This is a genomic window from Pseudomonadota bacterium (assembly GCA_013285465.1).
Lineage (GTDB): Bacteria > Pseudomonadota > Alphaproteobacteria > Micavibrionales > CSBR16-224 > CSBR16-224.
In genome coordinates, this window is record CP053449.1 from 954,101 (window position 1) to 977,605 (window position 23,505).

The following is a 23,505-nucleotide window of genomic DNA, read 5'->3' on the forward strand; positions in this document are numbered from 1 at the left end:
TCCTGCGGCGGTGTTGCGGGCAGATCAACGGTGACTTCGAACAAGCCGTCGCCGAACAGATCAACCGTCATCATTTGCCGCTCGTCAGGGGTGGCAATACTGTTAAAATTCACATAGATGATGCCGTTTTCGATATAGGCGGGAACGACCATGGCCGCCATGCCGCCTTGCTGGACGGTCGGTAAAAAGGGAGAGGCTTCCTCGCCGGCGGCCAGATGTTGCCAATGCGCGGGCGCAACGGATGATCCGGCGGGGGCGGAAAGGACGCGGTTGATATCAACTGTCGGCGCGGGTGCAACAGGTGCGGGAGGAGGTGCGCCACCACCGCCACCTCCGCCTCCGCCTCCGCCTCCGCCTCCGCCGCCGCCACCGACGGCAACGGCTTTAAAAACTTTCGCGGATGCGGGAGAGACGGCAAAGACAAAACCGGCAATCATCAGACAGGCGGCAAGCGCAAGGCTGCGCAGTTTTATTTCTGCGTAGCGCATGGATGTCGGCGCATGCTTCTGTGTCTGATCTGTCATGTGTTTTCAACCCTCTATCTTACTATTGTACGCAATTTTATTTTACGTAATGTAAAAAATGCATAAAATTTTAGATAAATTTTATGGGTCGGAAATGCAGGGAAACCGGGTTTTCTACTGTTCTTCAAACAGGATCATGCGCAGAATGCCGGGGGCCAGCGTGGCAAGCGGATTGACGGTCACTGCAACATTATCCTTCGGGCCGCGCATCGTATAGGTTGCGGCGAAAACGGCATTGGAGCCGCCGGTCAGAATGGCGCCGATGATGGGAATGCCGCCGACGATCTTGTTTAAGATGGCGGCGGGAACGATCGTGCCGTTGATATCCATTTCGCCGGTGCTACGGTTGATATCGCCTTCAAATGTCAGCCCCAGCGATGCGCCCGATGTGCGTCCGTTCTTGATACGGATATTCTCGATGGGCTTGGACAGCGGTGTCGGGCCGGGGCGTTTCGTCCAGACGAAATAGGCGCGCATCCGTGAAAAGGAGATACCGTCACCGGTCAATAGCTCCTGCAGGCCAAGCGGAGAGAATGCGTTCAAGAGCCGAGCCAGCGCAGGCAAATCGACAACCGTAAAGTTTTTCAATTCGGCATTTCCGGCAATATCATATTTGCCGCCGCCCTGAACCGGCACGCCGCGGATAATCAGATGGCCGCCGCGCACCGATTGCGTCACACCCAGCGCCGCCAGTGCCGCTCCTGCATTATGGGCTTCAAAGGTTAGACCGTGCCCGCCATCCTGTTCAAACAACCGGTAATAAATGCGGCCTTCTCCGGCGATCCCGTCAATCTCCATCTGTTCCGTTTCGCCATCCGTGCCTTTGCGCACATACATCTGCACTTCGTCGATATGCTTTTCGGGCGTCAGGGACAGGCGCGCCGCATCAATCCGCATTTCGTAAGGTTGTTTCTTGCCGGGTTTGGGGGCTGCTTTCTGTGCGGCTTTTTCCTTTTCTGTCGGCAGGAAACTAGCGGCATTGATATAAGGGCCCTTAATCTGGATACGGGGCAGGGCGCTATCCGCCTGGCGGATTTCGGCAAGGAACTGTGTCTCTCCCATTTTGAAATTTTTGATATCGGCATCGCTGATACCTGTGCTGCCATCGGCTTTGTTGACCAGCGTCACATTTCCTTCGGCACGCAGCCCCGGCAAAGCAACAACAAGGCTGGTAATGCTTTGCGGTTTCCGGTTGCCGTCCATATGGATGAACATGCTGACATTGCCGGGTTTGTCGCGGGATTTTTTATAGCGCAGTGCCGGAATGGCGATTTCCGCGGCGGTCATATCAGCCGCCAGCGACAGGGTCGATGTGCTTTTGCTGCCGGTTTCCTTCAGCCGTGTGAAAATAAAATCCATCGGCAAGGCGGAAAAGAACAGCTCCAGATGTTCCGGCGGAATATGAAAGAAGCTTTGCAGCATCGGCGCGGGAACGGCGATTTTCCCCTGAATGCGGTGCTGGAAATCTCCGCCTGAAAAATGGTTTTTCCAGACGAATGTCATCGGCGCTTTGCCCAATGCGCCTTTGCCGTCAACCGTCATGCTTTTGTTATCAACGCTTAAATTAAAATCGCCGCCTGTCAGTCCGAATTCGTTCAGGAAGGCGGGGATGGCGACATCGGCAAGCTTTGCCTTGGCCGTCACTTTCACATCACTGATTTTCAGCCCTTTTTTCAGCGGGAAGGCAAGCGTCAGATCAACAGCGGCTTTGCCCGCGGATTTTTCCATGTCAAAGGCGAACATGCGCGTGAATTGCAGCGGCTTTTGAGACAGGGCATAAAAGGCGGTTTTCAAAGGCCCTGCCACATCGGTGGCGATATCAATGCGAACCTTCTTTGTGCCGATATCTGAAATCAGGATTTTGCCGGCTTTGATCTGCATGTCGCGCATCTTGCCGCCGCTGGTGTTGATATCGAAACTGTCTTTGGTATAGGCGGCGCGGCCTTTCACACCGCTGACGGCGGGCAGGTCGGGCAGGTAATCGACGGTCACATCGCTGAAATCAATGATACCGTCCAGCCTGTCGATACTGTGCAGCACGGGGGTATTGTCTTCGCCCAAAGCCAGCGTTCCGGCAAGGTTAAGTGTCGCCTGTTCCGCCATGCCTTTGGATAAATGCTGTGTTACCCACTCATGCGCAGGCGTTCCCAAAGAGGGCGGCCAGTAACTGCGGATTTGATCAACGGGCAGACGGTTCAGGACGGCATTGGCGGAAAAGCCGCTTTCGGGGTTTTCTTCCGTGGGCAGAGACAACACGCCTTCAGCCTCGACCGTGCTGTGTTCATCGAACAGAAAGAACAGTTTCTCAATTTCCGCCCTGCGCAGACTGTGATCATAGCTCAGCATGGCCTTCACATCGCGCAGCAGTTTCGGTTCTTTGTAAAATTGGTCAAGACGAATGGAGGCTTCCTGCGCATACAGCTCGGCCTTTGCCGTGACGGGGGTAAATTCACCGTCCAGTATCAAATCCAGCTTGCCGTCCAGCAGGACATCCGCCATGGACAGTGCGGGATAATCGGAAAACTGCCCCGCGAAGGATGTCGGGTTCAGCCCCTTGAAAAACAGGTTAAGCCCCAGCGTGTTTTCGGCCAGATCATAGCGGAAATTCAGATTAAGGGCGGTCGGCGCACTGTCTTCATTATTGTGCAGCGTCAGTGCGGATTTGATACTGCCCGTTAATGTCCCCTGTCCGCGTACCAGAAATACGTCAACGCCGCTGCCGCGCCAATGCTCATCACTTTTCTGGTCGTGAAAGCCGATATCGGTATTTTTCAGGCTGAGGGTTTTCAGCTTTTCGAAAATCCCCAGTTTTTGGGCATCGAATGCGCCGTTTTTGCCGGTGTCCCGGGGCAAGGTATAGGAATAATCCGTCGCGGCAGGGGCGCCGTCGGCGGCGGCTTCCTCCGCCTCTTTTTCATGGAAGGAAAGCCGCACATCTCCTTCTGCCGTGCGGGTAATATTCAGCGCCAGATCTTCCAGCGTCAGTCTTTTGATTTTAATCCGCGCCAGCGGCAATTCGCGTTTGTAAATTTCAACATCCGCTTTTGACAGCGCCATCAGCGGCGTGTGATTGGCATCATACAGCCGCAAATCATGTGCGCGCAGAATAACCGCAGCATCGCGCGGCATCCATAACAGGGATGTTTTGCCGACCTCGATCGACATATCGGGGAAATGATCGTTAAAGGCCTGTTCCAGATGCGGGGTGGCAAAATCCAGCGGAACCGGCCCTTGTGACAGCTTCCAGCTGACAAAACCGATGACCAGAACGGAGAGGGCGGCGGCAACCACCAAAGCCTCACGCACAAACCACCAGGTGCTGCGCACGACATGATGGGGGATGCTGCGTTTCCGCGCGGCGGATTTCTTGGCCTTCTTGCGCGCCTTCTTGTGTTTTGCGGCGGGCGGATCGTGAGGCTCTTTATGCTGCGGTTTTTCCGTGTCGTCTTCAGTCATGTCCGCGCCGTTTTGTTTCGCTGGCAGATTGTTTTTCTAATCCTTATTATTATGACGCTGCAGGAAGAATCAGGAAAGTGTTTTCTCGCGCATGGCCGTTTTTACGGCCGTACTGATTTCGGCGGCGATTGCCGTGTAAAGCGCTTGAAAAGGCGTTGTTTTCCGCCAGAACAGTCCGATTGTCCGCTCGGGAACCGGTGTGTTGCTGATCGGGCGGTAGACAATGTCGTTTTGCTGCTGCGCGGGAACGGCCAGTTCCGGCACCAGCGTCACTCCCAGACCGGCACCGACCATCTGTCGCAACGTTTCCATGCTGGTGGCGCGGAAAGTATTGAATTTCTGTGCGCCGACCCATGCGCAGACTTCCATGGTCTGTTCCGACAGGCAATGTCCGTCTTCCAGCAATAGTAAATCTTCATGCGCCAGCTCTTGCAGGGGAATGCTGTCCAGCTTTGCCAGATGGTGGTCGGCGGGCAGGGCGGCATAAAAGGGCTCGGTAAACAGCGCGGCATGTTCAAGACTGTCCTCCTTGACGGGCAGCGCCAGCAAAGCCGCATCAATCTCGCCATCTTTCAACAGCCGGATCAGATTTTCGGTTTTCTCTTCGGTCAGGAAAATCTGCATTTTCGGGAAAACGCGGCGCAAACAGGGAACCGCCAGCGGAAACAGAAAAGGCGCCAGCGTCGGAAAGGCGCCCAGCGTCAAAGGCCGCTGTTCGGGTGCCTGCATATTACGCGCCATATCTTTCAGATTATCGGCGGCATCCACTATTTCCCGTGCTTTTTCAACAATATTGCGCCCCTGCGCAGTGACCATCACATGTTTATTATCGCGTTCGAAAATTTTAACGCCCAGATAATCCTCCAGCTTTTTCACCTGCGCGCTCAAAGTCGGCTGTGACACATGACACAAGGCCGAGGCCTTGCCGAAATGGCGGGTTTTGTCGAGGGCGACAATATATTCCAGATCACGCAGGTTCATATTTACAGTATATCATCGTTAATAGCTTTTATCTATCGTTTATATACAAACAATCAATTTTAACTATTGCGTTAACCATGTTAATTTAAAAATATAAGATGAAATTCTACAATAACCAACTCGAATAAGGAGAATATAATGCTTGGTGTTGGAAAAAAACTGCCTGAATTCAAACTGAAAGCGGCTGTCTCGACTGATCTCAGCACGGCTTTTGAAGATATCACGGATAAAAGCTATGAAGGCAAATGGCTTGTGCTGTTCGCATGGCCGAAAGACTTCACCTTTGTCTGCCCGACGGAAATTGCCGAATTCGGCCGCAAAAACAGCGATTTTGCTGATCGCGACGCGCAGGTTCTGGGGATGAGCACGGATTCGGAATTCGTCCATTACGCATGGCGTAAAGACCACGAAGATCTGCACGATCTGCCTTTCCCGATGCTGGCGGATATCAAACGCGAATTATCCGATGCGCTCGGTATTCTCGACCCCGAAGAAGGCGTTGCCCAGCGTGCGACCTATATCATTGATCCCGACGGCATCATCCGTTTTGTGATGGTGACTGATCTCAGCGTCGGTCGTAATGTTGACGAGGTTCTGCGTGTTCTGGATGCCCTGCAAACGGACGAGCTGTGCCCCTGCAACTGGAATAAGGGCGAAGACACGATCAAAGTCGCCTAGAGTACCCATCGTTCAAGATGGGCCGCGTTGCTGCGTCGCTCATGTACTTGGTCGTACACGTCGCTCCTTGCGCCTATCCCATCTTGAACGCTGTGCACTCTCACTTGGGAGTGCAATAAAAACAGATTAATCCTCAACGGATTGAAAAAGGAGAAAAATATGTCAGCCCTGCAAGCCGAAAATTTACAGGCGGTCGAAAACCTTGAGGGATTAAAATCCCTTATTCCCGATACGGCCAAGGACATTCGTTTGAACCTGTCTTCTGTTCTGCGTACTGCGCCGGGGACCGGTCTGTCCGAGAACCAGATATGGGGTGTGGCGCTGGCCTCGGCCTATGCGACGCGTCATCCGGCGGTCATTGCCGCTGTGAAAGGCGAAGCCGCCGCGGTGCTGAGCGATGCTGAAAAATCCGCAGCGGAATCTGCCGCGGCCGTGATGGCAATGAACAATATCTATTACCGCTTTGTGCATCTCTCCGGTGATGAGCAATACAGCCAGATGCCTGCGGGGCTGCGGATGAATGCTCTTGGCAGTCCGGGGATTGAAAAGGCTGATTTCGAGCTTTATTCGCTGGCTGTCTCTGCCTTGAACGGTTGCGGCATGTGTATCGAGGCGCATATCCGTCAGGTCGAACATGGCGGCATCACGCGGGAAGGCGTGCAGCACGCGGTCAAGATTGCAGCAGTCCTTAATGCGGCGGCACAATCGTTGATTTTTTAACGGTTTTCGCCGCATAGGAATTGCATTAGGATGTCCCTATCCCTGTCCGGCGGGTTCGCCCGTCGGATAGCGGGAACAGGAAAAAACGCATAGAAATCCAAAGGAGAAACAACATGTCAAACCAAGCGCAATTACAGCCGACACCGCAGCCTGATGTGGTGCAAGCGCTCTCCGTCCTGCTTGCGGACAGCTACGGGCTTTATCTGAAAACACAGAATTATCACTGGAATGTGACAGGTCCGATGTTTCAAAGCCTGCACACGCTGTTTCAGACGCAATATGAAGAGCTGACGCTGATCGTGGATGAAATTGCCGAGCGTATCCGCGCACTGGGTGCAAAAGCACCGGGTAGCTATTCCGCCTTTGCAAAGCTGGGCAGTATCAAGGAAGAAAACGGCAATCCAACGGCGGCGGAGATGATCGAAAACCTCGCTGCCGACCAGAATTTGCTGATTGCCACAGCACAGACGCTTCTTGCGGCTGCGCAGGCAGTCGGTGATGAAGCGACGGCCGATCTTGCCATCGGGCGTATCACGCTGCACGAGAAAAACCGCTGGATGCTTCTGGCGCATCAGGAATAAAAACAATAAAAAGGCAATAACAAAACTTAAAAAGGGGCTTTCAGTGAAAGCCCCTTTTATTCTGTATCCGGATTGCGCCTGTTTTTAATAAACGGCGGCATGTTCGCCAGCCTGTTTGCCGAGGACGACAAAAGTACCGGATTTTTTCATGTTGGCGCGTGCTTTTTCCGTTGCCGTCAAAGCGCGGTACTGCGTTTCCGTCAATTCGACGAATTCCCATGCGTCTTTGGTGGCAAAAAGCTTGCGCAGAATCTCATTATTCATATGGTGTCCGGCTTTGATGCCTTCATATTGTCCGATGATTTGCGCACCGCACAGCAGCAGATCGCCCAAAGCATCCAGAATTTTGTGACGGACGAATTCGTCTTCGTAACGCAGCCCGTCCTCGTTCAGGATTGTGTCTCCGTCGATGACGATGGCATTATCCAGTGATCCGCCGCGGGCCAGCCCCATTTTACGCAGGGCTTCCACTTCGTGCAGAAAACCGAATGTCCGCGCAGCGGCAATCTCGACGCCGTAGGAGGCTTCGCTGAAGGCAAAATCGTAATGCTGGCGTCCGACAGCCTTGCTGTCAAAATCAATTTCAAAAGCAAATGACTGCGAGACCGAAGGGCGCAGTGCGGCTTTTTTACCGTCCAGCTCAAAGGATACGGCGGATTTAATCATCAGGAATTTACGGCGCGCATTTTGCGGCGCGATGCTTGCGCGGTGAATCATTTTCACGAAATCTGCGGCGCTGCCGTCCATAATCGGTACTTCCGGCCCGCTGACTTCAATAATAGCGTTATCAATGCCGCAACCCCAAAGGGCGGACAGAACATGTTCGACCGTGCTGATTTTGACATCATCGGTGTTGCGCAGAACCGTGCAAAGCTGCGTATCGCTGACCATATCCCATTGTGCGGGGATGCGGTTGTCTTTATCCGTCACATCGGTGCGGACAAAAGTAAAGCCGCTGTTTTCCGGTGCGGGTTTCAAGGTCAGGGTCGTGGCCAGTCCGGAATGGACGCCGACGCCCTCGCAAGAGACGGCGCGCATGATGGTGTTCTGCGTGATGTAGGATGTCATGTGATTTGTGCTTCTTCTTTGTTATAAGTGCTTCGTCTTATTGCAGTTTCTTGTTTTTGTCTTATCTCCTGATTTTGACTATATCAATGCCGTCCCGCCAGGACAAATCACTCTTTGTTACGCTTTGTTACAATTCCGGTTCCTGTGCTTTGCCTGTCGCGTTTTGATGAAAATAATAGACTGCCCCCATGGTAAAAATTGTGTATGCTTAAATAAGGGGCTTTTGTTCACGCATCTTTCGTGACGTGAGGGCAGACCCTTTGACAGAACAATAAATACCGATATTCCGTTGATGCGATTTGCAAAGAAAATGGCAGAATTTGAACAGCGCGGCAAAAGCTTGATGCTTTTGGCGGCGGGTTTGTTTGCACTCGCCCTGCTGGCGGTTGTGCCGATCAGCACGGCTCTGGCGGAAAAAAAGCTGCCGGAAGTCAGGGCGGGCGAACATGAAAATTACAGTCGTCTGGTCTTTGACTGGGGGCGCATGGTCGGCTATCGCGCGGAGCGTAACGGCAATGTGATTGATGTGATTTTTGCCGCGCAATCCGACGCGATGATCCCCGAAGCGCAATTCCGTGCAAAAGCCCTGCGCGGCATCAGTGCGGCGCGGCAGGTGCCGACCGCGCCGGAAAAAGCTGCGCTCACGCATTTCCGCATCGCCGTTCCCGATGGTGTCAAACACCGTGATTTCAGGATCGGACAGGATCTGGTGGTCTTCGATTTTTACAGCGATAAACCGATGAAAGTGATTGCACCGCCGAAAAAAACGGCGGCAAAACCGGCAAAGATAATGGAAAAACCGGCGAAAAAGCCGCCCCAGCCAACAGAGGAAACAGAGGCAGGCGCCGTGACAGCAGTGACGGAAGCGCCTCCCGCCATGCCGCAGCAGGTGCCGGAACAAACAGCTGTGACAGGGAACGCTGCTGCAACGGAAGCGCAGCAGGAGACCGTGGCGGAAGACATGCCCGCACCGTCCTTTACCGCATCGGTATCTGCCGCGCCGCCCGCTGCCGCAGTTCCTGCAACAGCTGTGGAAACGCAGATATTGCCGGAGCAGGGGACGGTCATTACCCTGTCGACCATCGAGCCCTCCGCATTGGCTGTTTTCGAGCGTTTTGGCGGGTTATGGCTGGTACTGGACAGGATGTCGGGCAATATTCCGCCGCAACTCTCGGGGCCGCTGGCGGCGGTTTTGGGCGCGCCGCAGGAATTCAGCCTGCCCGAAGGCACGGCTTACCGTTTTGATATGCCGCCGGAAACGGCGGTGGCGGAGATCAACAAGATGAATCTCTCCTGGCTGATATCCCTGCATCCGAAACGGAAGGACGGGATGGAACTGCAATCGGGACAGGTACGCCGCGCTTTGCGCGCCGGACGTAAACCGCGCGCCGAAATTTTTCTGCCGGGGCTGGAAAAAGTCATTGCTCTGACCATGCCGGATAGCGGTGAGAAACTTTATGTCGTTACGGCAAAACAGCCCGGCGCGAAAGTCTCGTTGCCGGCGCGTTATCCGCAATTTGCGGTTATCCCCGCGGCGCAGGGCGTGGTGGTAAAGGCGTATGATGATGATTTACAGGTCACATTGCGGCCAAGCTATGTGGAGATTGACACGCAAAAAGGCGGTCTGGTGCTGACGCAGGACATCGTCGAACTTCCTGTGCCGGATATGGGCGGGATTGATGCGGCGGCACAGCAGGAGGAAACGGCGGCAGCCGATGACAGCGAGGCCAGCCGCTTGTTTGACTTTTACAGCTGGCAGCGCGGCGGTCTGCCTTATCTGCGTGAAAACCAGCGCCTGATCGAGGCAAAACTGGCCAATACCGATAAAGGGACTGAATCCGCAGCGGTTTTTCTGGAGATGGCGCTACTGTATCTGGCCAACGGTTTCGGGCATGAGGCCTATGGCGCCCTGAGAGCGGCATTGCATGAAAATCCCGATCTGGATAAAAATCCCGGATTTCTGGCTGTCAGGGGCGGTGCCTCAGTGCTGGCGGGGTTTTATCAGGAGGCCATCCGCGATCTTTCCGTGCCGGGGCTGAAAGACCATCCCGAGGCGCGGATGTGGCGCGGTTATGCGGCAGCGGCGTCCGAACAATGGCTGCTGGCGGGGGAAATGTTCCCGAATAACAATAAAATCGTGGCGCGTTATCCGCCGGAATTTGCCGTGCCTTTTATGCTGTATATGGCGGAATCGTCACTGCGGCTTGGCGATACGACGCGTGCGCGTGGCTTGCTGAATGCGCTGGAGCCGCTGCTGGCTGATATGCAGCCGCATCATTACGCGGCAATGCAGTATCTGGCGGGCGAGGAATACCGTCAGGAAGGCGAACCGGTGAAGGCGCTGCAAACATGGTTCAAGGTCGCGGGTGGGCGCAACCGTCTGTATCATGCCAAATCCAGCCTGTCGATTGTCCAGCTGCTGCGGCAGATCGGGCGCATTACGGATGAGGATGCGCTGGATCGTCTGGAGACCCTGCGTTACGCATGGCGCGGCGACGGGCTGGAAATCCAGCTGTTGCACGCGATTGCCAGCCTGCATCTGGATAAGCAACGCTATATCGAAGGATTGCGGGAACTGCGCCGCGCGGTCGATCTCTCCGAAGAAATCCTGTATGACAGCGGGTTGCTGATCGACGACATGACAAAAATTTACAGCAAGCTTTATGTTGACGGCGAGGCATCTAAACTGCCCGCTTTCGAGGCGGTGGCGCTCTATAACGGCTTTAAGGAATTGATGCCCGCCGGTTCCGCCAGTATCGTGGCCGAGCAGAATTATGCCGATTATCTGGTACGCATGGATCTGCTGGAAGATGCCGCGAAGATTTTTGAAAAACAGATCGCAAAGGATTTGCAGGACCCGCTCAAAATCGCGGAAACAGGGACACGGCTTGCCACGGTTTATCTGCGCGACAATAAGGCGAAAGAGGCATTGTCGGCCATTCAGCGCAGTGGCCGCAAGGATATGCCGCAGGATCTGGTCAGACGGCGTGAATTACTGCGTGCAAGAGCCCTGTCGGATTTGGGCATGACCGCGGAGGCGATCAAAGTCCTCTCCGGCATTCCGACGGATGATGCCAAACAGCTGATTGCCGATATTCACTGGCGCCAGCGTGACTGGGCGAAAGCGGCGGCCACGCTGCAAAACATTCTGCCGTCACCGGCGGCACTGAAAATCTCCGGCGATGACGGCAAAAGCAATCTGGTTTTGAATACCGCCGTGGCTTATAAGATGGCGGATGATCAGGCCGCTTTGGCACAGCTGCGCAGCCGTTATATGGAGGCGATGAAAAATGCGCATGAAGGTGCGGCTTTCGCCGTCGTCACGCGCCCTGTCGAAGGAACGGTCACATTGCAGGACCGCGAGACCATTTTGAAAATGGCGGCAGAGGTTGATCTGTTCAAAAGCTTCCTCGATAATTACCGCATGGAACGCAATAACTAAGGTTTTAAAAGACTATGCTTGTTAATCACGCGATCGGCAAAACGCTTGTGCTGTTTGATCCGCAGCTCCCTGCGGCGCGGGCGGGGCAGATCGTCGGCGTGCTGAACGGCGATGAGACTCCTCCGGTGCGGGAGGAGGTAAGCGCGGAAAAACATCAGGAAATCTGGACGCGCAATCAGGGTTTTGCCGAAAAATTGCAGCAGAAGATACCGGGGCTGGTCATGGCGGACCGCGACCGTGATGCCTATCTGCAATATGCGTCGGAAAAACGGGGATTGCCGCTGCAGGAGGCGGAACACCGCTTCGCACGGGAATCCGCGCTGCAACTGATGGCGGAGGATGGCAGCTACAGCGTCATCATCCTGCTGGAGGACGACATTCTGTGGCTTCATTACGTGATCCGCGAAATCCGGCAGCCGGAGCAAATTGACGCGGTGGTGGCGGCTTTCCGCGATATATTGGACAATGCCTGTAAAATCACCGGCTTTAAACCCTATGATATCGGGGCCAAGCGTTTTCTGGACAAAGCGGAGTATCTGGAGGAATTTTTCAGCCAGTCCGCACAGGCGGCAGGCGAGGTCATGCTGCTGTGCAAACGCTATAATGCGCGTATGCGTTTTTTGCGCAGTCTGTTCCATTTCCTGAATGTGACGGTGCTGTTTGTGGCGGCGCTGCTGGTAGCCTTATCGGTTTACTTTGCGGAGATTGTCAAGGATGTCATTCCTGCGGAAACTGTGAATTTCCGCATCAGCGGCAAACAACCTGCCGAAGACTCCGGTATCTTCCCCGATTATCAACTGTTCGGCACATTGAATGAAACAGCGGAAGAAACCTCCCTGACCGTCCCGAAAAGCGTCTATGATGCTGCAGAACCGGAACAGACAATCCGCCTCTACGAAACCGGAAAACCGCAAAAACCTCTGATCACCAAAGAAGAATATGATCGCCATATGCCCGTCTATCATTTGGGCTTTGCCACAGTTACTCTACTGGGTTTTTTCGCGCTACCGCTGATACTCATCATCGGAATTATTTATGCGCGCTGGCTACGCCGCCCTGCGGGAGACCGGCGTGACAACGAAGTCGTGCGTGCCGTGCAGGGCTATATCTGGGTCAGCCTCGCCGTGTTGCTGGGCGCGGGATACGGTATTGTGCGGATGTTTCTGCTTTAAAGGATTATTTGCCGTTTGAGGCGCGTTTGGCGCTGTAGCGGCGCTGGGCGCTTGGTTTCGTTTCCGGCACGAATTGCGGATTGCCTTCCTCAAGATGACGCTGGCGCCTTACCTCTAAAATAGCATGGCTCAGCTCGGCTGCAATACGCCGGAATTCTTTCCGGTTGTCGATATTGGTGTTGTCGTTATAAACACTGGCATTGCCACGGAACATCTCCGTCAGCGTTTCTTCCATATCCTGTAGCGATGCCGTATCGGGTTTTTCTTCAGCCATAATCTTTACTTCTTCTTTTGCTGGACATAGCGGCGTAATGTCCGCGGGTTATTGTTTTGCGGCACCAGATGCCCGTTGCCGTCTTCCAGATGTTTTTGCTGACGTATTCTTAAAATCATATCGGCGCAATCAGCCGCAGCCATCGCATGCATGGCGTATTTTTCGTGATAGCCGTCATAATCGCCCTTTTTGCCGAATTTCTGCCGGGCATTAAACATTTCCATCAACTTATCTTCCAGATCGTCCAGATCAGCCGCCATTGCCGTTTCCTCTTTTGCTTACAACACGCCCTTGCGGAATATTGATATTGTGACGGGTATTGTACATTTCGCCGCGTCCTTCTTCGATATGGCGCTGGCGGCGTACTTCGACAATGGCTTTTGCAATATTGCCGATGCTTTGCAACGGCCCGGCTCCGCCCTGATATTGATAATCCTTGTTGCGATAGGCCTGATCGAAAGCCTCATTCAGCTTGTTTTCAATATCGACAAGATCGGTTTTTGTTTCGCTGTCGCGGTTCTCAGCCATAATGGGGCTCCGATTGTTAAAAATGAAGTATTATACATAACACATCAATCTCAAAAAATCAAGTCCTCAAGCACCGATCGGCCAGCCGCGGATTTGGCAGTAAATATCCAGACAGGTAAACAGATTGCCGCGCGCCCAGCCGTTGCGGCATTTGCGGGCGCGGTCAACTTCGCGGCAGCTTTTGCCAAAGGCGAGAATATCCATCGCCGCACTGTGATGGCAGTTTTGCTCTTTGCATTTTTTGACCCATTGGCTGTAAACGGCGATTTTTTCGGCATCGCGGTCGGTTTCCTTGAAATGGGTCTTGCCGGTATTGAGCTTGTGCGGCGCGGAAATACGGTATCCCAGCCCGCGGCTCAGCAAATAACAAGCCTGTTCCAACGCCATGGCGGCATTTTGCTGAAAGGGTGACATCGCATCCCACAGTCGCGCATCAACGATACGGCGGCGGTGCTGTACGGTGCTGCGTCCGCCGCCCAGATTTTGCCGGACGGGCAGGGTCGGTGACAGTTTTTCCTGAAAATCATGCGGCGTTTGGCAGCGTTTTTCCTGTCCTTTGCGGCGTTTCTTTTCTTTGACCGGAATTGTCCAGTCGGGTTTCCATTCTGTCCAGTCTTCAAAACCTTCTGTCATTGCGCGCTCCTTTTTTCTTGTTGGCGGCCATATCATGGCTATAAAATTAACAAAATGTCAATATTTATGATTATTTTATTTATATTTTGTAAATAATATGGCGATATAATATATTTATTTGCATTTCTATTTACGTTATACGCAAGCAATGCTAATATTTTTTTGCAAAACAGGAATAAACACGACAGATATATTGAGAGATTCGCAATGAAACTGTATGAGTGGATCAGAGACACGATCAAAACCACGCCGGGCCTAACGCAAAAAGGCCTTGCCGAAGCGGTCGGGATGAACCCGGCCACCGTGAACCGCATGCTGTATGGCCGTCGCCATATCCGTGCGGAGGAAGTGCCCTTGATCGAAAATTATCTCGGCGCAAAATACGGCATGCCGGCGGAACATGACGGAGATGTTGCGCAAATTCAGGATAGCGGTTTTACTGCGCAGAGCGCGCCGACGGTGCCGCAAAATCTTATTCCGGTTTATCACGGAGCAACGGGTGAGGGCGATATTGTCGATTGGGTGGAGCGGCACCCGATGCAGAAAAGCTGTAAAGATGCCTATGCGTTTTACGTTGTCTCCGGCGCTTATGAACCGCGCTATTACAGTGGCGAGCTTGTTTATATCCATCCCGGAAAACCGCCGGCGATGGCACAGGACTGCCTTGTCAGACGTGCGGACGGGACGGAGTCTCTGTACCGTTATATGGGACAGTCAGTGCAGGAGGTCATGCTGTCTAACCTTCAGAATGGTGCGGCTGTGACATTTCCGCATACGGAGATCCGTGCGCTATCCGCAGTCGTCGGGAGAGGTTGATTTGTCTTACTGCACGCCTGCCAGATGCGCGATAACGGCACCATAGCTGCTGGAAATTTCCATCCGTACGGGAACGACAGGCCCGCCTTCTTTCAGGCGTGACAGCCAGACCGTCGGCATTTTCTTGCGTTCTTTGGTATGGTTCTGAATGGCAAGCCAGCCGCGTTTTTGGTCGCGTTTGCTGAAACCGGCAACGGGCTCGACCTCGATAATGCATTTCAATGCCTCGCCGTGAAACAGCGAATAGCGGCTTTCATAAATCGTGCCTTGTCCGGCATCTTTGAAATGCAGATTATAGCGGCGTTTGCCGTCAAAAACGGGAACCGTACCTTCACAGCTGTCTTCGCCATTGGTCTGTTGCAGCAGCGTGACGGCACCGGTCAGCATATCCACCGCATCTTTGGCCAGATCGGCCTCGATATCGGTTTTGCTGTCGGGATGCCCCGTTTCGGTTTCATAGCGCGTTTTCAGCAAGCCGTTTTTGAATTCAAGACGGGTCTGTTTTTCCTCGTCCTTCCAAATGCTTGTGGATTCATACTCTGCGGGTTTCAGCGTATCTTGCTGCTTGGTGCCCGATGTTTCATATTTACCGGCCCAGGGGAAGAGTTTGCCGATAAAACCTTCGGTTTTGGCATTCAGCCCGACTTTGTATTCTTTCTGCTCCATATCCAGCGCAAGCGAGGCGCGCAACGCGCGGAAACCGCCGGCATAGACGTTATAGCTCAGTGACATGCCGTCTTCCTGTCCCTTCGTCAATGTCGCGGCACGCGCTTCGCGCGCATGGGCCGGAACAGAGGCGGGAAGGGCTGAAAACAGGGCGAAAACAGTTAAAACGGCGATAGTGTGGCGCATATGCATTTTCCTATATTTCCGTTATCATTTGTGTTAAGGTCACGCGCAAACGAGCACATTCCGGCAACATACATAACTTATGACAAAAAGTCAAGAGAAATCCATGTCCAACTCCGCTGAAACCCACAAGCACAAAGGGCCGTCCTGCTGCCCGCCGGAGCCTGTAGACCAGTGCGGAACAGATGGTCACCATCATCATACACCAAAATGGGATTGGATGCTGTGGATTTGCGGCATCATTGTGACGCTTTCCGTCGGGGCGCATTTGCTGTTTTCCCTGCCGCCGGAAAGTGCGGCCGGGCATTTCACCCATTCAGTCACCGAAATGATCTCCAAAATGTGGTGGGGTGTGCTGGCGGGTATTTTCTTTATTGGCGTGATGGGGCAGGTGCCGCAAGGTATCGTGATGCGGCTGCTCGGAACAGGAACCGGCTTCCGTGGCATCTGGCGTGCAACGATTGCGGGGTTTTTATTCGATCTGTGCAGCCACGGTATTCTGATGGTCGGGATGAAGCTGTATGAGCGTGGCGCTAGTCTGGGGCAGGTGATGGCCTTCCTGATTGCCAGCCCGTGGAACTCCTTTTCGCTGACGCTGATTTTATGGGGCTTGATCGGTTTTAAATGGATGCTGGCCTTCCTGCTGCTGTCGATCGGTATCGGTCTGGTCAGCGGTGTCATCTTTGACAAGCTGGTGGCACGCGGTATTCTGCCCGGCAACCATCACCGTCAGGATGAGGAAGCGGAAGGAACGCCGCAAACGCTGAAAATCTGGTGGCAGCAGACAAAGATTAATTTTCCCCTGATCAAGAATATTGTCGCAGACGGCATGGAAAGCGGACGCATTGTCGTGCGTTGGATGCTGCTGGGCGTTGTACTCGCCGCCGCGATCCGCGTCTTTATGCCGCTGGAAAGCTTCCAGAACTGGTTCGGCCCGACTATGCTGGGCCTGCTGGCGACGATGATTGCCGCAACGGTGATCGAAGTCTGCTCCGAAGGGGCAACGCCGATTGCCGCCGATATTCTGACCCGCGCCGCCGCGCCGGGGAACAGCTTTGCCTTCCTGATGTCGGGTGTGGCGACGGATTATACCGAGGTGATGGTTTTGAAAGACACAACAAAGTCCTGGAAAATCGCGCTTTTCCTGCCGCTGGTTGTTGTGCCGCAAGTCGCAATCATTGCCATTCTGATGAATATTCTGCCTATCTGAAACGGAGTTTAAAGACATGTCCGATAACCATTTGAAAGATATGGATTACGGCACTTATCTCGGACTTGACCGTATTCTCGACGCCCAGCACATGATCAGCGCGGCAGACCCGAAGCGCAAGGGCGAACCCGCCCATGATGAAATGCTGTTTATTATCGTGCATCAGGCTTATGAGCTGTGGTTCAAACTGATTCTGTTTGAAATGTCGCGGGTGCAGGATATTTTCTCCGAAATTCCGGTCGCTGACCGCGATCTGCGCCCCGTCGTCGCCAGTATGGAACGGATTGTCGAAACATTGAAACTGCTGGTACAGCAGCTGGATGTGCTGGAAACCATGACACCGCTGGATTTCCTTGAATTCCGTCATGTCTTCCGCTCCGCCTCCGGCTTCCAGAGTGCGCAATTCCGCGAGCTGGAAATCCGTCTTGGCCTGCGCCGTGATGAAAGAATGTGCTATGGCGGTCATGCCTATGATGTTGTGCTGCCGCAAGAGACAAAAGATGCGCTGGAAGCTTGGGAAAACAAACCTTCGCTGTTTGAGCAATTTGAAAACTGGCTGTCGCGCACGCCTTTTGTCGATACGGGCAGTTATAAGTTCTGGGACAGCTACCGCGCGGCGGTCTATCAGATGCTGGACGAGGATTTGCAGAACAGCCCTGACGAGGACCGCAGCAAAATCGAAAAAACACGGGCAAGCTTTGACGAATTGTTTGCCAGTGACGAGCCCGCAGGCTGGCGTTTTTCCGCCAAAGCGCTGCAAGCAGCCTTGTTCATCAATATGTATCGCGACCAGCCCGTCTTGCACCAGCCTTACCGTATTCTGCATCTGGCAATGGATATTGACGAGCTGCTGACGGTCTGGCGTTACCGCCACGCGCTGATGGTACAGCGGATGATCGGTATGAAATCGGGTAGCGGCGGTTCAAGCGGGCATCGTTATCTGATTGAAACGGCGGAACGTCACCGCGTTTTCTCCGATCTGTTCGGCTTATCGACCTTCCTGATCCCGCGCTCGGCACGTCCCGAACTGCCGGAAGATGTACAGAAACAAATGGCCTTCGTCTATGAGGGCGCGGCGGCCTGATGCAAAAACATACGCTTCTCTGGTTTCGACAGGATCTGCGCCTTGCCGATCATCCGGCATTGCAGGCCGCCTTGCAGACGGAATGTCCCATATTACCAATCTTTATTCTGGATGACGACGATGCGGAAACACGCCGCATCGGCGGCGCGGCGCGCTGGTGGCTGCATGAAAGCCTGACGGCGCTGGATGCGGATTTGCGCGTGCGCGGCAGCCGTCTTTTATGCTTTCGCGGCAAGGCGGGCGACATTCTGCAAAAACTCTGCAATCAATATCATGTCGAATCCGTGTTCTGGAACCGCAGCTATGTGCCGCAGGTGCAAAAACGCGATGCGGCGGTCAAAGCCGCATTAAAACAGCACAATATTACAGCGCAGTCTTTTGCCTCTTATCTGCTGTTTGAACCGTGGCAGATCAAAACAGGTGCGGGGAAGCCCTACCGTGTCTTCACACCTTTTTCCAAAGCCTGTATGGCGGCGGAATGGACAGGTGCGGGACAGCTTTTTGCTGCGCCTGAAGCCGTCCCTGCGCCGCAACAATTCCCCGCAGGCACGACAATCGCAGAGCTCGATCTGCTACCGCCCAAAGACTGGTATAAGGAAATGGCGCAGCTCTGGCAGCCCGGTGAGAATGGAGCGCAGAGCAGCTGGCGGGGTTTTCTAAACGGCGGCATCGCCGCTTATCAGGAGCAGCGCGATTTTCCAAATACGGAGGGTGTTTCGCGTCTGTCACCGCATCTGCATTGGGGCGAAATCGCGCCGGCACGGCTACGCGTCGATATGGCTGCGGCAACGGAAAAATATCCGGACAGGCAGGCACGGCATTACGCCTTTCTGCGGCAAGTATTGTGGCGGGAATTTTCCTATCATCTGCTGGATCAGCTGCCTGATATGGCGGAAAAGCCGTTGAACGAAAATTTCACCCGTATGAAATGGGAGAATGATTCGGCCCTGCTCACGGCATGGCAGCAGGGAAAAACAGGCTATCCGCTTGTCGATGCGGGAATGCGGCAGCTGTGGCGCACGGGCTGGATGCATAACCGCGTACGCATGATCGCGGCATCTTTCCTGATCAAAGATCTGTTCATTGATTGGCGCATCGGCGAAAAATACTTCTGGGACACATTGCTGGATGCCGATCCCGCCAATAATGCCGCAGGCTGGCAATGGGTGGCGGGCTGCGGCGCGGATGCCGCACCGTATTTCCGCATTTTCAATCCGGTACTGCAAAGTAAAAAATTCGATGCGGCGGGCGGTTATATCCGCGCCTTTGTGCCGGAACTGGCCAATCTGCCGGATAAATATCTCCATGCCCCGTGGGAGGCGCCGGATAATGTGCTGGAACAGGCGGGGCTTGTTCTGGGCAAAGACTACCCTTATCCTGTGGTGGATCACGCGGCGGCGCGGGACAAGGCGCTTGCCATTTATAAACATGACATCAAACAGGAAACCGCATGACCTCTCTCTCAAATATCAGCAATCGCGGCATTGTGACTGTGGCGGGGGATGAGGCGCAGGACTGGCTGCAGGATTTGGTCACGGGTGATTTAAAGCAGCTCGCGCCGGGGCAGGCGGTCTATTCCTGTCTTTTGACGCCGCAGGGGAAATTCCTGCATGATTTCCTGATCACGCAGAGGGAAAACACGCTGTTTCTCGAATGTGAAGCGGCGCGGGCGGGGGATCTTGCGCGGCTTTTAAAGATGTATGCGCTGCGCGCAAAAGTCACGATTGCCGATGCGGTATCCGAATACCGTATCTATGCCGCATGGGGGTATGATAATACCGTTCAATTGCCGTTTTCCGATGCGTGGTATCGCGATCCGCGCCATGAAAAACTCGGTTTTCGCGCCGTGCTGCCGCAGGACAAAGACATCGAAACCGGTGCCGCTTTCGATGATTACGATCTGCACCGCATCCGCCTCGGAATCCCCGATGGCAGCTGCGATCTGGCGGTTAAGCTCAGTACGATACTGGATTATAATATCGATCTTCTGCACGGCGTGTCATGGAAAAAAGGCTGCTATGTCGGGCAGGAAGTCACGGCACGCATGCATTACCGCGGTCTCTTAAAAAAACGCCTTTTCCCCGTAAAATCCGCAAATAACACACCGCTGCCTCCTGCCGGCACGGCGGTAACAGTGGAGGAGGATGGAAAAAAGGCAGGGGAAATCCGCTCATCCTGCGGCGCGGAAGGGCTGGCGCTGTTGAAACTTGCCGTATTGGAACAGGGACTTGTGGCGGATGGGGTGTCTTTGACGCTGTCAGTGCCGGAATATCTGAAAAGATTGTAGAATAATGCCCCAACTGTGCTTGCGTGCGGGGGGCGGTTATGCTACATAGCAGGTGAAAAACTGTGAATCTGCATTCGTGACATCGACTAACAAGGGAACAGATAGTGTCATCAAACGCTGAAACAACACGTATCGCAAAACGCTACGCGCGGGCGGGCTTTTTGTGGGCGGAAGAAAATAAAAAACTTCCCGCGCTGGAAAAAGACATAGCCGTTTTTGCGGAAATTCTGGAAACAGTGCCTGAAATGGCTGTTGTGCTGGGAACGCCGCTGATGAGCCGCGCAGAGCAGGGCGGGGTTATGGCGGAACTGTGTAAAAAAGCCAAAATTTCCGATGTGCTGGCGCGTATTATCGGCATCGCCGCCGAAAACCGCCGCCTGAATTGCATGCCGTCCATCATCGCCGCTTTGCGGGGCATGATTGCCGAATATAAGGGTGAATTGACAATTGAGGTTGTCTCCGCGGCAGAACTGACGGCACAGCAAACGAAAAAAATCAGCGAAATCCTGAAAAAGCAGTTTGGCCGCGCGGTCGAGTTGCGCGTAACGCAGGATCCGGAATTGATCGGCGGGCTTGTTATCCGTGCCGGTTCTCTGATGATTGACGGGTCCGTGCGCACCCAGCTTGATAAACTGGCGCGCGTCCTGAAAAACAGTGATGTTGTCTATGAACAAGAAAAAACTATGAAAGAGGTAGCGTAAGATCATGCAAATCCGTGCAGCAGAAATTTCATCCGTATTGAAAAAGCAAATGAACGACTTCGGCGTTGAAGCCGATGTTGCCGAAATCGGAACCGTTCTGTCCGTTGGTGACGGTGTGGCTCGCGTTCACGGTCTGGATAATGTCAAAGCCGGTGAGATGGTCGAATTTCCCGGCGGTATTCAGGGGATGGCGCTGAACCTTGAGGAAGACAATGTCGGTATCGTTATTTTCGGTGATGACCGTGACATTAAAGAAGGTGACACAGTCCGTCAGACCGGTGAGATCGTCTCTGTTCCGGTCGGGAAAGAGCTTCTGGGTCGCGTTGTTGACGGTCTGGGCAATCCGATTGACGGCAAAGGTCCGATTAAATCAAAGAAAACGGCGCTGGTGGAAAGCAAAGCACCGGGTATTATCCCGCGGAAATCGGTTCATGAGCCGATGCAGACCGGTTTGAAAGCGCTCGATTCTCTGGTTCCCGTCGGCCGCGGTCAGCGTGAGCTGATTATCGGTGACCGTCAGACAGGTAAAACCGCGGTTGCCATTGATGCGATCCTGAACCAGAAAACAGTCAATGCCACCGATGATGAAAGTAAAAAACTCTATTGCGTTTATGTGGCCATCGGTCAAAAACGCTCGACTGTTGCACAGCTGGTGAAAACGCTGGAAGAAAACGGCGCGATGGAATATTCCGTTGTTGTCGCTGCCACCGCGTCCGAGCCTGCACCGTTGCAGTTCCTTGCGCCTTATACGGGCTGCACGATCGGGGAATATTTCCGCGATAACGGTATGCACGCACTGATCGTTTATGATGATCTGTCCAAACAGGCTGTTGCTTACCGCCAGATGTCGCTGTTGCTGCGTCGTCCGCCGGGACGTGAAGCTTATCCGGGTGACGTTTTCTATCTGCACTCCCGTCTGCTGGAACGCGCTGCGAAACTGAGCGATGAAAACGGCGCGGGCTCGCTGACGGCACTGCCGATCATTGAAACACAGGCCGGTGACGTTTCCGCATATATTCCGACGAATGTGATTTCGATCACGGATGGTCAGATCTTCCTGGAAACAAGCCTGTTCTATAAAGGTGTCCGCCCGGCCATTAACGTCGGTCTGTCGGTTTCCCGTGTCGGTTCCGCCGCACAGATCAAAGCCATGAAACAGGTTGCCGGTACAATTAAGCTGGAGCTGGCGCAGTTCCGTGAAATGGAAGCCTTCGCACAGTTCGCCTCCGATCTGGATGCGTCTACGCAGCGCTTGCTGGCACGCGGTGCGCGCCTGACCGAGCTGCTGAAACAGGGACAGTACAGCCCGATGCCGGTTGAAGAACAGGTTGTCTCGATTTATGCCGGTGTGAAAGGCTATCTTGATAAAGTCGAGATTTCGCTGATTACGGTTTTCGAGGAAGAGTATCTGGCGGAAATCCGCAGCAAAGGTAAGGCCATTCTGTCGGCGATCCGCAAGGAAGAGAAAATCTCGGACGATACCGAAGCCAAGCTGAAAGACTTCCTGACGGATTTCATGGAGAAATTCACGAAGCGTTACGCAAAGGCGGCCTAACTTTAAGAAAACGGGGATTTGACAAGCCATGCCAAGTTTGAAGGACCTTCGGGACCGTATCTCGAGCGTGAAATCAACACGGAAAATCACCTCGGCCATGAAAATGGTCGCGGCCAGTAAGTTGAAGCGCGCCCAGTCGCAGGCCGAGGCTAGCCAGCCTTATGCCCGCCATATGGGTGATATGCTGGAACGTCTGGTTTCAAATATCACAATCAATGACACCACCCCCGCATTGTTGCGCGGCACGGGAAGCGACCAGACGCATCTGCTGGTCGTGATTACCTCGGATCGCGGCTTATGCGGCGGTTTTAACGCCTTTATTACGCGTGAAGTACGCAAAAAGGCGAAAGAACTGCTGGCGCAAGGCAAAGAGGTCAAATTCATCTGTGTCGGCCGCAAAGGGCGTGATGCGCTGAAGCGCGAATTCGGCAAACGCATCCTCGGATTTTTTGAAGGTCCGGGTAAAAAAGGCCTGTCCTTTTCCGATGCGCACCGGATCGGTGAAGATGTGTTACTCCGTTTTGAGGCGGGTGAATTTGATATTTGCCATGTTTTCTACAATGTCTTTAAATCGGTGATTGCACAAATCCCGACCGCGCAGCAGCTCATTCCCTTTGCCGCAGAAGAAGGGAAAGGCGCGGGCGCGGAAACACCGGCAGAGAGCGGCGGGGCGAAACCGATTTATGAATTCGAGCCTTCCGAGGACGGCATTCTGCAAAATCTGTTGCCGCAAAATATCAGTGTGCAGATTTTCCGTTCCATGCTGGACAGCGCCGCGGGCGAGCAGGCCGCACGTATGACGGCAATGGATAACGCGACACGCAATGCCGGCGACCGTATTGCCGAACTGACGCTGAATTATAACCGGGCGCGTCAGGCTTATATTACGAAAGAGTTGATTGAGATCATTTCCGGAGCCGAAGCGGTTTAACGGAATAAACAACAT

General features: G+C 53.8%; 21 protein-coding genes and 1 pseudogene. 13 read left to right on the forward strand and 9 right to left on the reverse strand.

Features of this window, described 5'->3' with window-relative positions; genetic code table 11:
- Positions 1-299: 299 nt before the first annotated feature.
- The 3 genes and pseudogenes from HND56_04675 to HND56_04685 form a co-directional block, all read right to left on the reverse strand.
- Positions 300-371 (reverse strand): annotated as a pseudogene (locus HND56_04675) (bacterioferritin).
- 267 nt (positions 372-638) lie between these two features.
- The gene (locus HND56_04680) at positions 639-3,980 is read right to left on the reverse strand and encodes a hypothetical protein (GenBank protein QKK05027.1); all 3,342 of its coding nucleotides are present in this window, start codon (positions 3,978-3,980) and stop codon (positions 639-641) included.
- 69 nt (positions 3,981-4,049) lie between these two features.
- Positions 4,050-4,961 carry a LysR family transcriptional regulator gene (locus HND56_04685; protein ID QKK05028.1) on the reverse strand — a complete coding sequence of 304 codons (912 nt, stop codon included), beginning with the start codon at positions 4,959-4,961 and terminating at the stop codon, positions 4,050-4,052.
- A 138-nt stretch (positions 4,962-5,099) separates the two neighbouring features.
- Between HND56_04685 and HND56_04690 the strand changes: the two genes are divergently transcribed.
- From HND56_04690 to HND56_04700, 3 genes are all read left to right on the forward strand, one after another.
- Entirely contained in the window at positions 5,100-5,639 is a 540-nt protein-coding gene (locus HND56_04690) for a peroxiredoxin (GenBank protein ID QKK05029.1), read from the forward strand.
- A gap of 159 nt (positions 5,640-5,798) precedes the next feature.
- Complete coding sequence (locus HND56_04695) at positions 5,799-6,359, forward strand: alkyl hydroperoxide reductase (GenBank protein ID QKK05030.1); 561 nt, start codon at positions 5,799-5,801, stop codon at positions 6,357-6,359.
- Positions 6,360-6,472: 113 nt separating this feature from the next.
- Positions 6,473-6,940 (forward strand): DNA starvation/stationary phase protection protein, encoded by a 468-nt coding sequence (locus tag HND56_04700; GenBank protein QKK05031.1) that lies wholly within the window; start codon positions 6,473-6,475, stop codon positions 6,938-6,940.
- A gap of 84 nt (positions 6,941-7,024) precedes the next feature.
- Here the strand turns inward: HND56_04700 and HND56_04705 are convergent, their stop codons facing one another.
- The gene (locus HND56_04705; protein ID QKK05032.1) at positions 7,025-8,008 is read right to left on the reverse strand and encodes a UDP-3-O-acyl-N-acetylglucosamine deacetylase; all 984 of its coding nucleotides are present in this window, start codon (positions 8,006-8,008) and stop codon (positions 7,025-7,027) included.
- A gap of 310 nt (positions 8,009-8,318) precedes the next feature.
- Here HND56_04705 and HND56_04710 point away from each other — a divergent pair, with 310 nt between their 5' ends.
- Positions 8,319-11,450 carry a hypothetical protein gene (locus tag HND56_04710; GenBank protein ID QKK05033.1) on the forward strand — a complete coding sequence of 1,044 codons (3,132 nt, stop codon included), beginning with the start codon at positions 8,319-8,321 and terminating at the stop codon, positions 11,448-11,450.
- 14 nt (positions 11,451-11,464) lie between these two features.
- The gene (locus HND56_04715; protein QKK05034.1) at positions 11,465-12,622 is read left to right on the forward strand and encodes a hypothetical protein; all 1,158 of its coding nucleotides are present in this window, start codon (positions 11,465-11,467) and stop codon (positions 12,620-12,622) included.
- Between the two features lie 4 nt (positions 12,623-12,626).
- Here the strand turns inward: HND56_04715 and HND56_04720 are convergent, their stop codons facing one another.
- The 4 genes from HND56_04720 to HND56_04735 form a co-directional block, all read right to left on the reverse strand.
- Complete coding sequence (locus tag HND56_04720; GenBank protein QKK05035.1) at positions 12,627-12,896, reverse strand: hypothetical protein; 270 nt, start codon at positions 12,894-12,896, stop codon at positions 12,627-12,629.
- A gap of 5 nt (positions 12,897-12,901) precedes the next feature.
- Entirely contained in the window at positions 12,902-13,156 is a 255-nt protein-coding gene (locus tag HND56_04725; protein QKK05036.1) for a hypothetical protein, read from the reverse strand.
- Positions 13,146-13,424, reverse strand: a complete 279-nt coding sequence (locus HND56_04730; GenBank protein QKK05037.1) for a hypothetical protein — start codon at positions 13,422-13,424, stop codon at positions 13,146-13,148. Before HND56_04730 ends, HND56_04725 begins: the two co-directional genes overlap by 11 nt.
- 66 nt (positions 13,425-13,490) lie before the next feature.
- Complete coding sequence (locus HND56_04735; GenBank protein ID QKK05038.1) at positions 13,491-14,057, reverse strand: hypothetical protein; 567 nt, start codon at positions 14,055-14,057, stop codon at positions 13,491-13,493.
- Positions 14,058-14,264: 207 nt separating this feature from the next.
- On the opposite strand from HND56_04735, the gene HND56_04740 reads away from it, so the two are divergent.
- A complete protein-coding gene (locus HND56_04740; protein ID QKK05039.1) occupies positions 14,265-14,873 on the forward strand; it encodes a helix-turn-helix transcriptional regulator in 609 nt (202 codons plus the stop codon).
- Positions 14,874-14,879: 6 nt separating this feature from the next.
- Here HND56_04740 and HND56_04745 read toward each other — a convergent pair whose 3' ends face one another.
- The gene (locus HND56_04745) at positions 14,880-15,725 is read right to left on the reverse strand and encodes a DUF3108 domain-containing protein (GenBank protein QKK05040.1); all 846 of its coding nucleotides are present in this window, start codon (positions 15,723-15,725) and stop codon (positions 14,880-14,882) included.
- A 103-nt stretch (positions 15,726-15,828) separates the two neighbouring features.
- On the opposite strand from HND56_04745, the gene HND56_04750 reads away from it, so the two are divergent.
- The 7 genes from HND56_04750 (at position 15,829) to HND56_04780 (ending at position 23,490) form a co-directional block, all read left to right on the forward strand.
- On the forward strand, positions 15,829-16,932 hold the full coding sequence (locus HND56_04750) for an ATPase (protein ID QKK05041.1): 1,104 nt from the start codon (positions 15,829-15,831) through the stop codon (positions 16,930-16,932).
- Positions 16,933-16,948: 16 nt separating this feature from the next.
- Positions 16,949-18,016 (forward strand): tryptophan 2,3-dioxygenase, encoded by a 1,068-nt coding sequence (locus HND56_04755; protein QKK05042.1) that lies wholly within the window; start codon positions 16,949-16,951, stop codon positions 18,014-18,016.
- Positions 18,016-19,470 (forward strand): deoxyribodipyrimidine photo-lyase, encoded by a 1,455-nt coding sequence (locus HND56_04760; GenBank protein QKK05043.1) that lies wholly within the window; start codon positions 18,016-18,018, stop codon positions 19,468-19,470. The genes HND56_04755 and HND56_04760 overlap by 1 nt, the downstream gene beginning before the upstream one ends.
- Positions 19,467-20,303 (forward strand): folate-binding protein YgfZ, encoded by an 837-nt coding sequence (locus HND56_04765; protein ID QKK05044.1) that lies wholly within the window; start codon positions 19,467-19,469, stop codon positions 20,301-20,303. Before HND56_04760 ends, HND56_04765 begins: the two co-directional genes overlap by 4 nt.
- A 104-nt stretch (positions 20,304-20,407) precedes the next feature.
- Positions 20,408-21,004 (forward strand): F0F1 ATP synthase subunit delta, encoded by a 597-nt coding sequence (locus HND56_04770; GenBank protein ID QKK05045.1) that lies wholly within the window; start codon positions 20,408-20,410, stop codon positions 21,002-21,004.
- A gap of 4 nt (positions 21,005-21,008) precedes the next feature.
- Positions 21,009-22,559 carry a F0F1 ATP synthase subunit alpha gene (locus HND56_04775; protein QKK05046.1) on the forward strand — a complete coding sequence of 517 codons (1,551 nt, stop codon included), beginning with the start codon at positions 21,009-21,011 and terminating at the stop codon, positions 22,557-22,559.
- Positions 22,560-22,587: 28 nt separating this feature from the next.
- The gene (locus tag HND56_04780; GenBank protein ID QKK05047.1) at positions 22,588-23,490 is read left to right on the forward strand and encodes a F0F1 ATP synthase subunit gamma; all 903 of its coding nucleotides are present in this window, start codon (positions 22,588-22,590) and stop codon (positions 23,488-23,490) included.
- Positions 23,491-23,505: the final 15 nt, after the last annotated feature.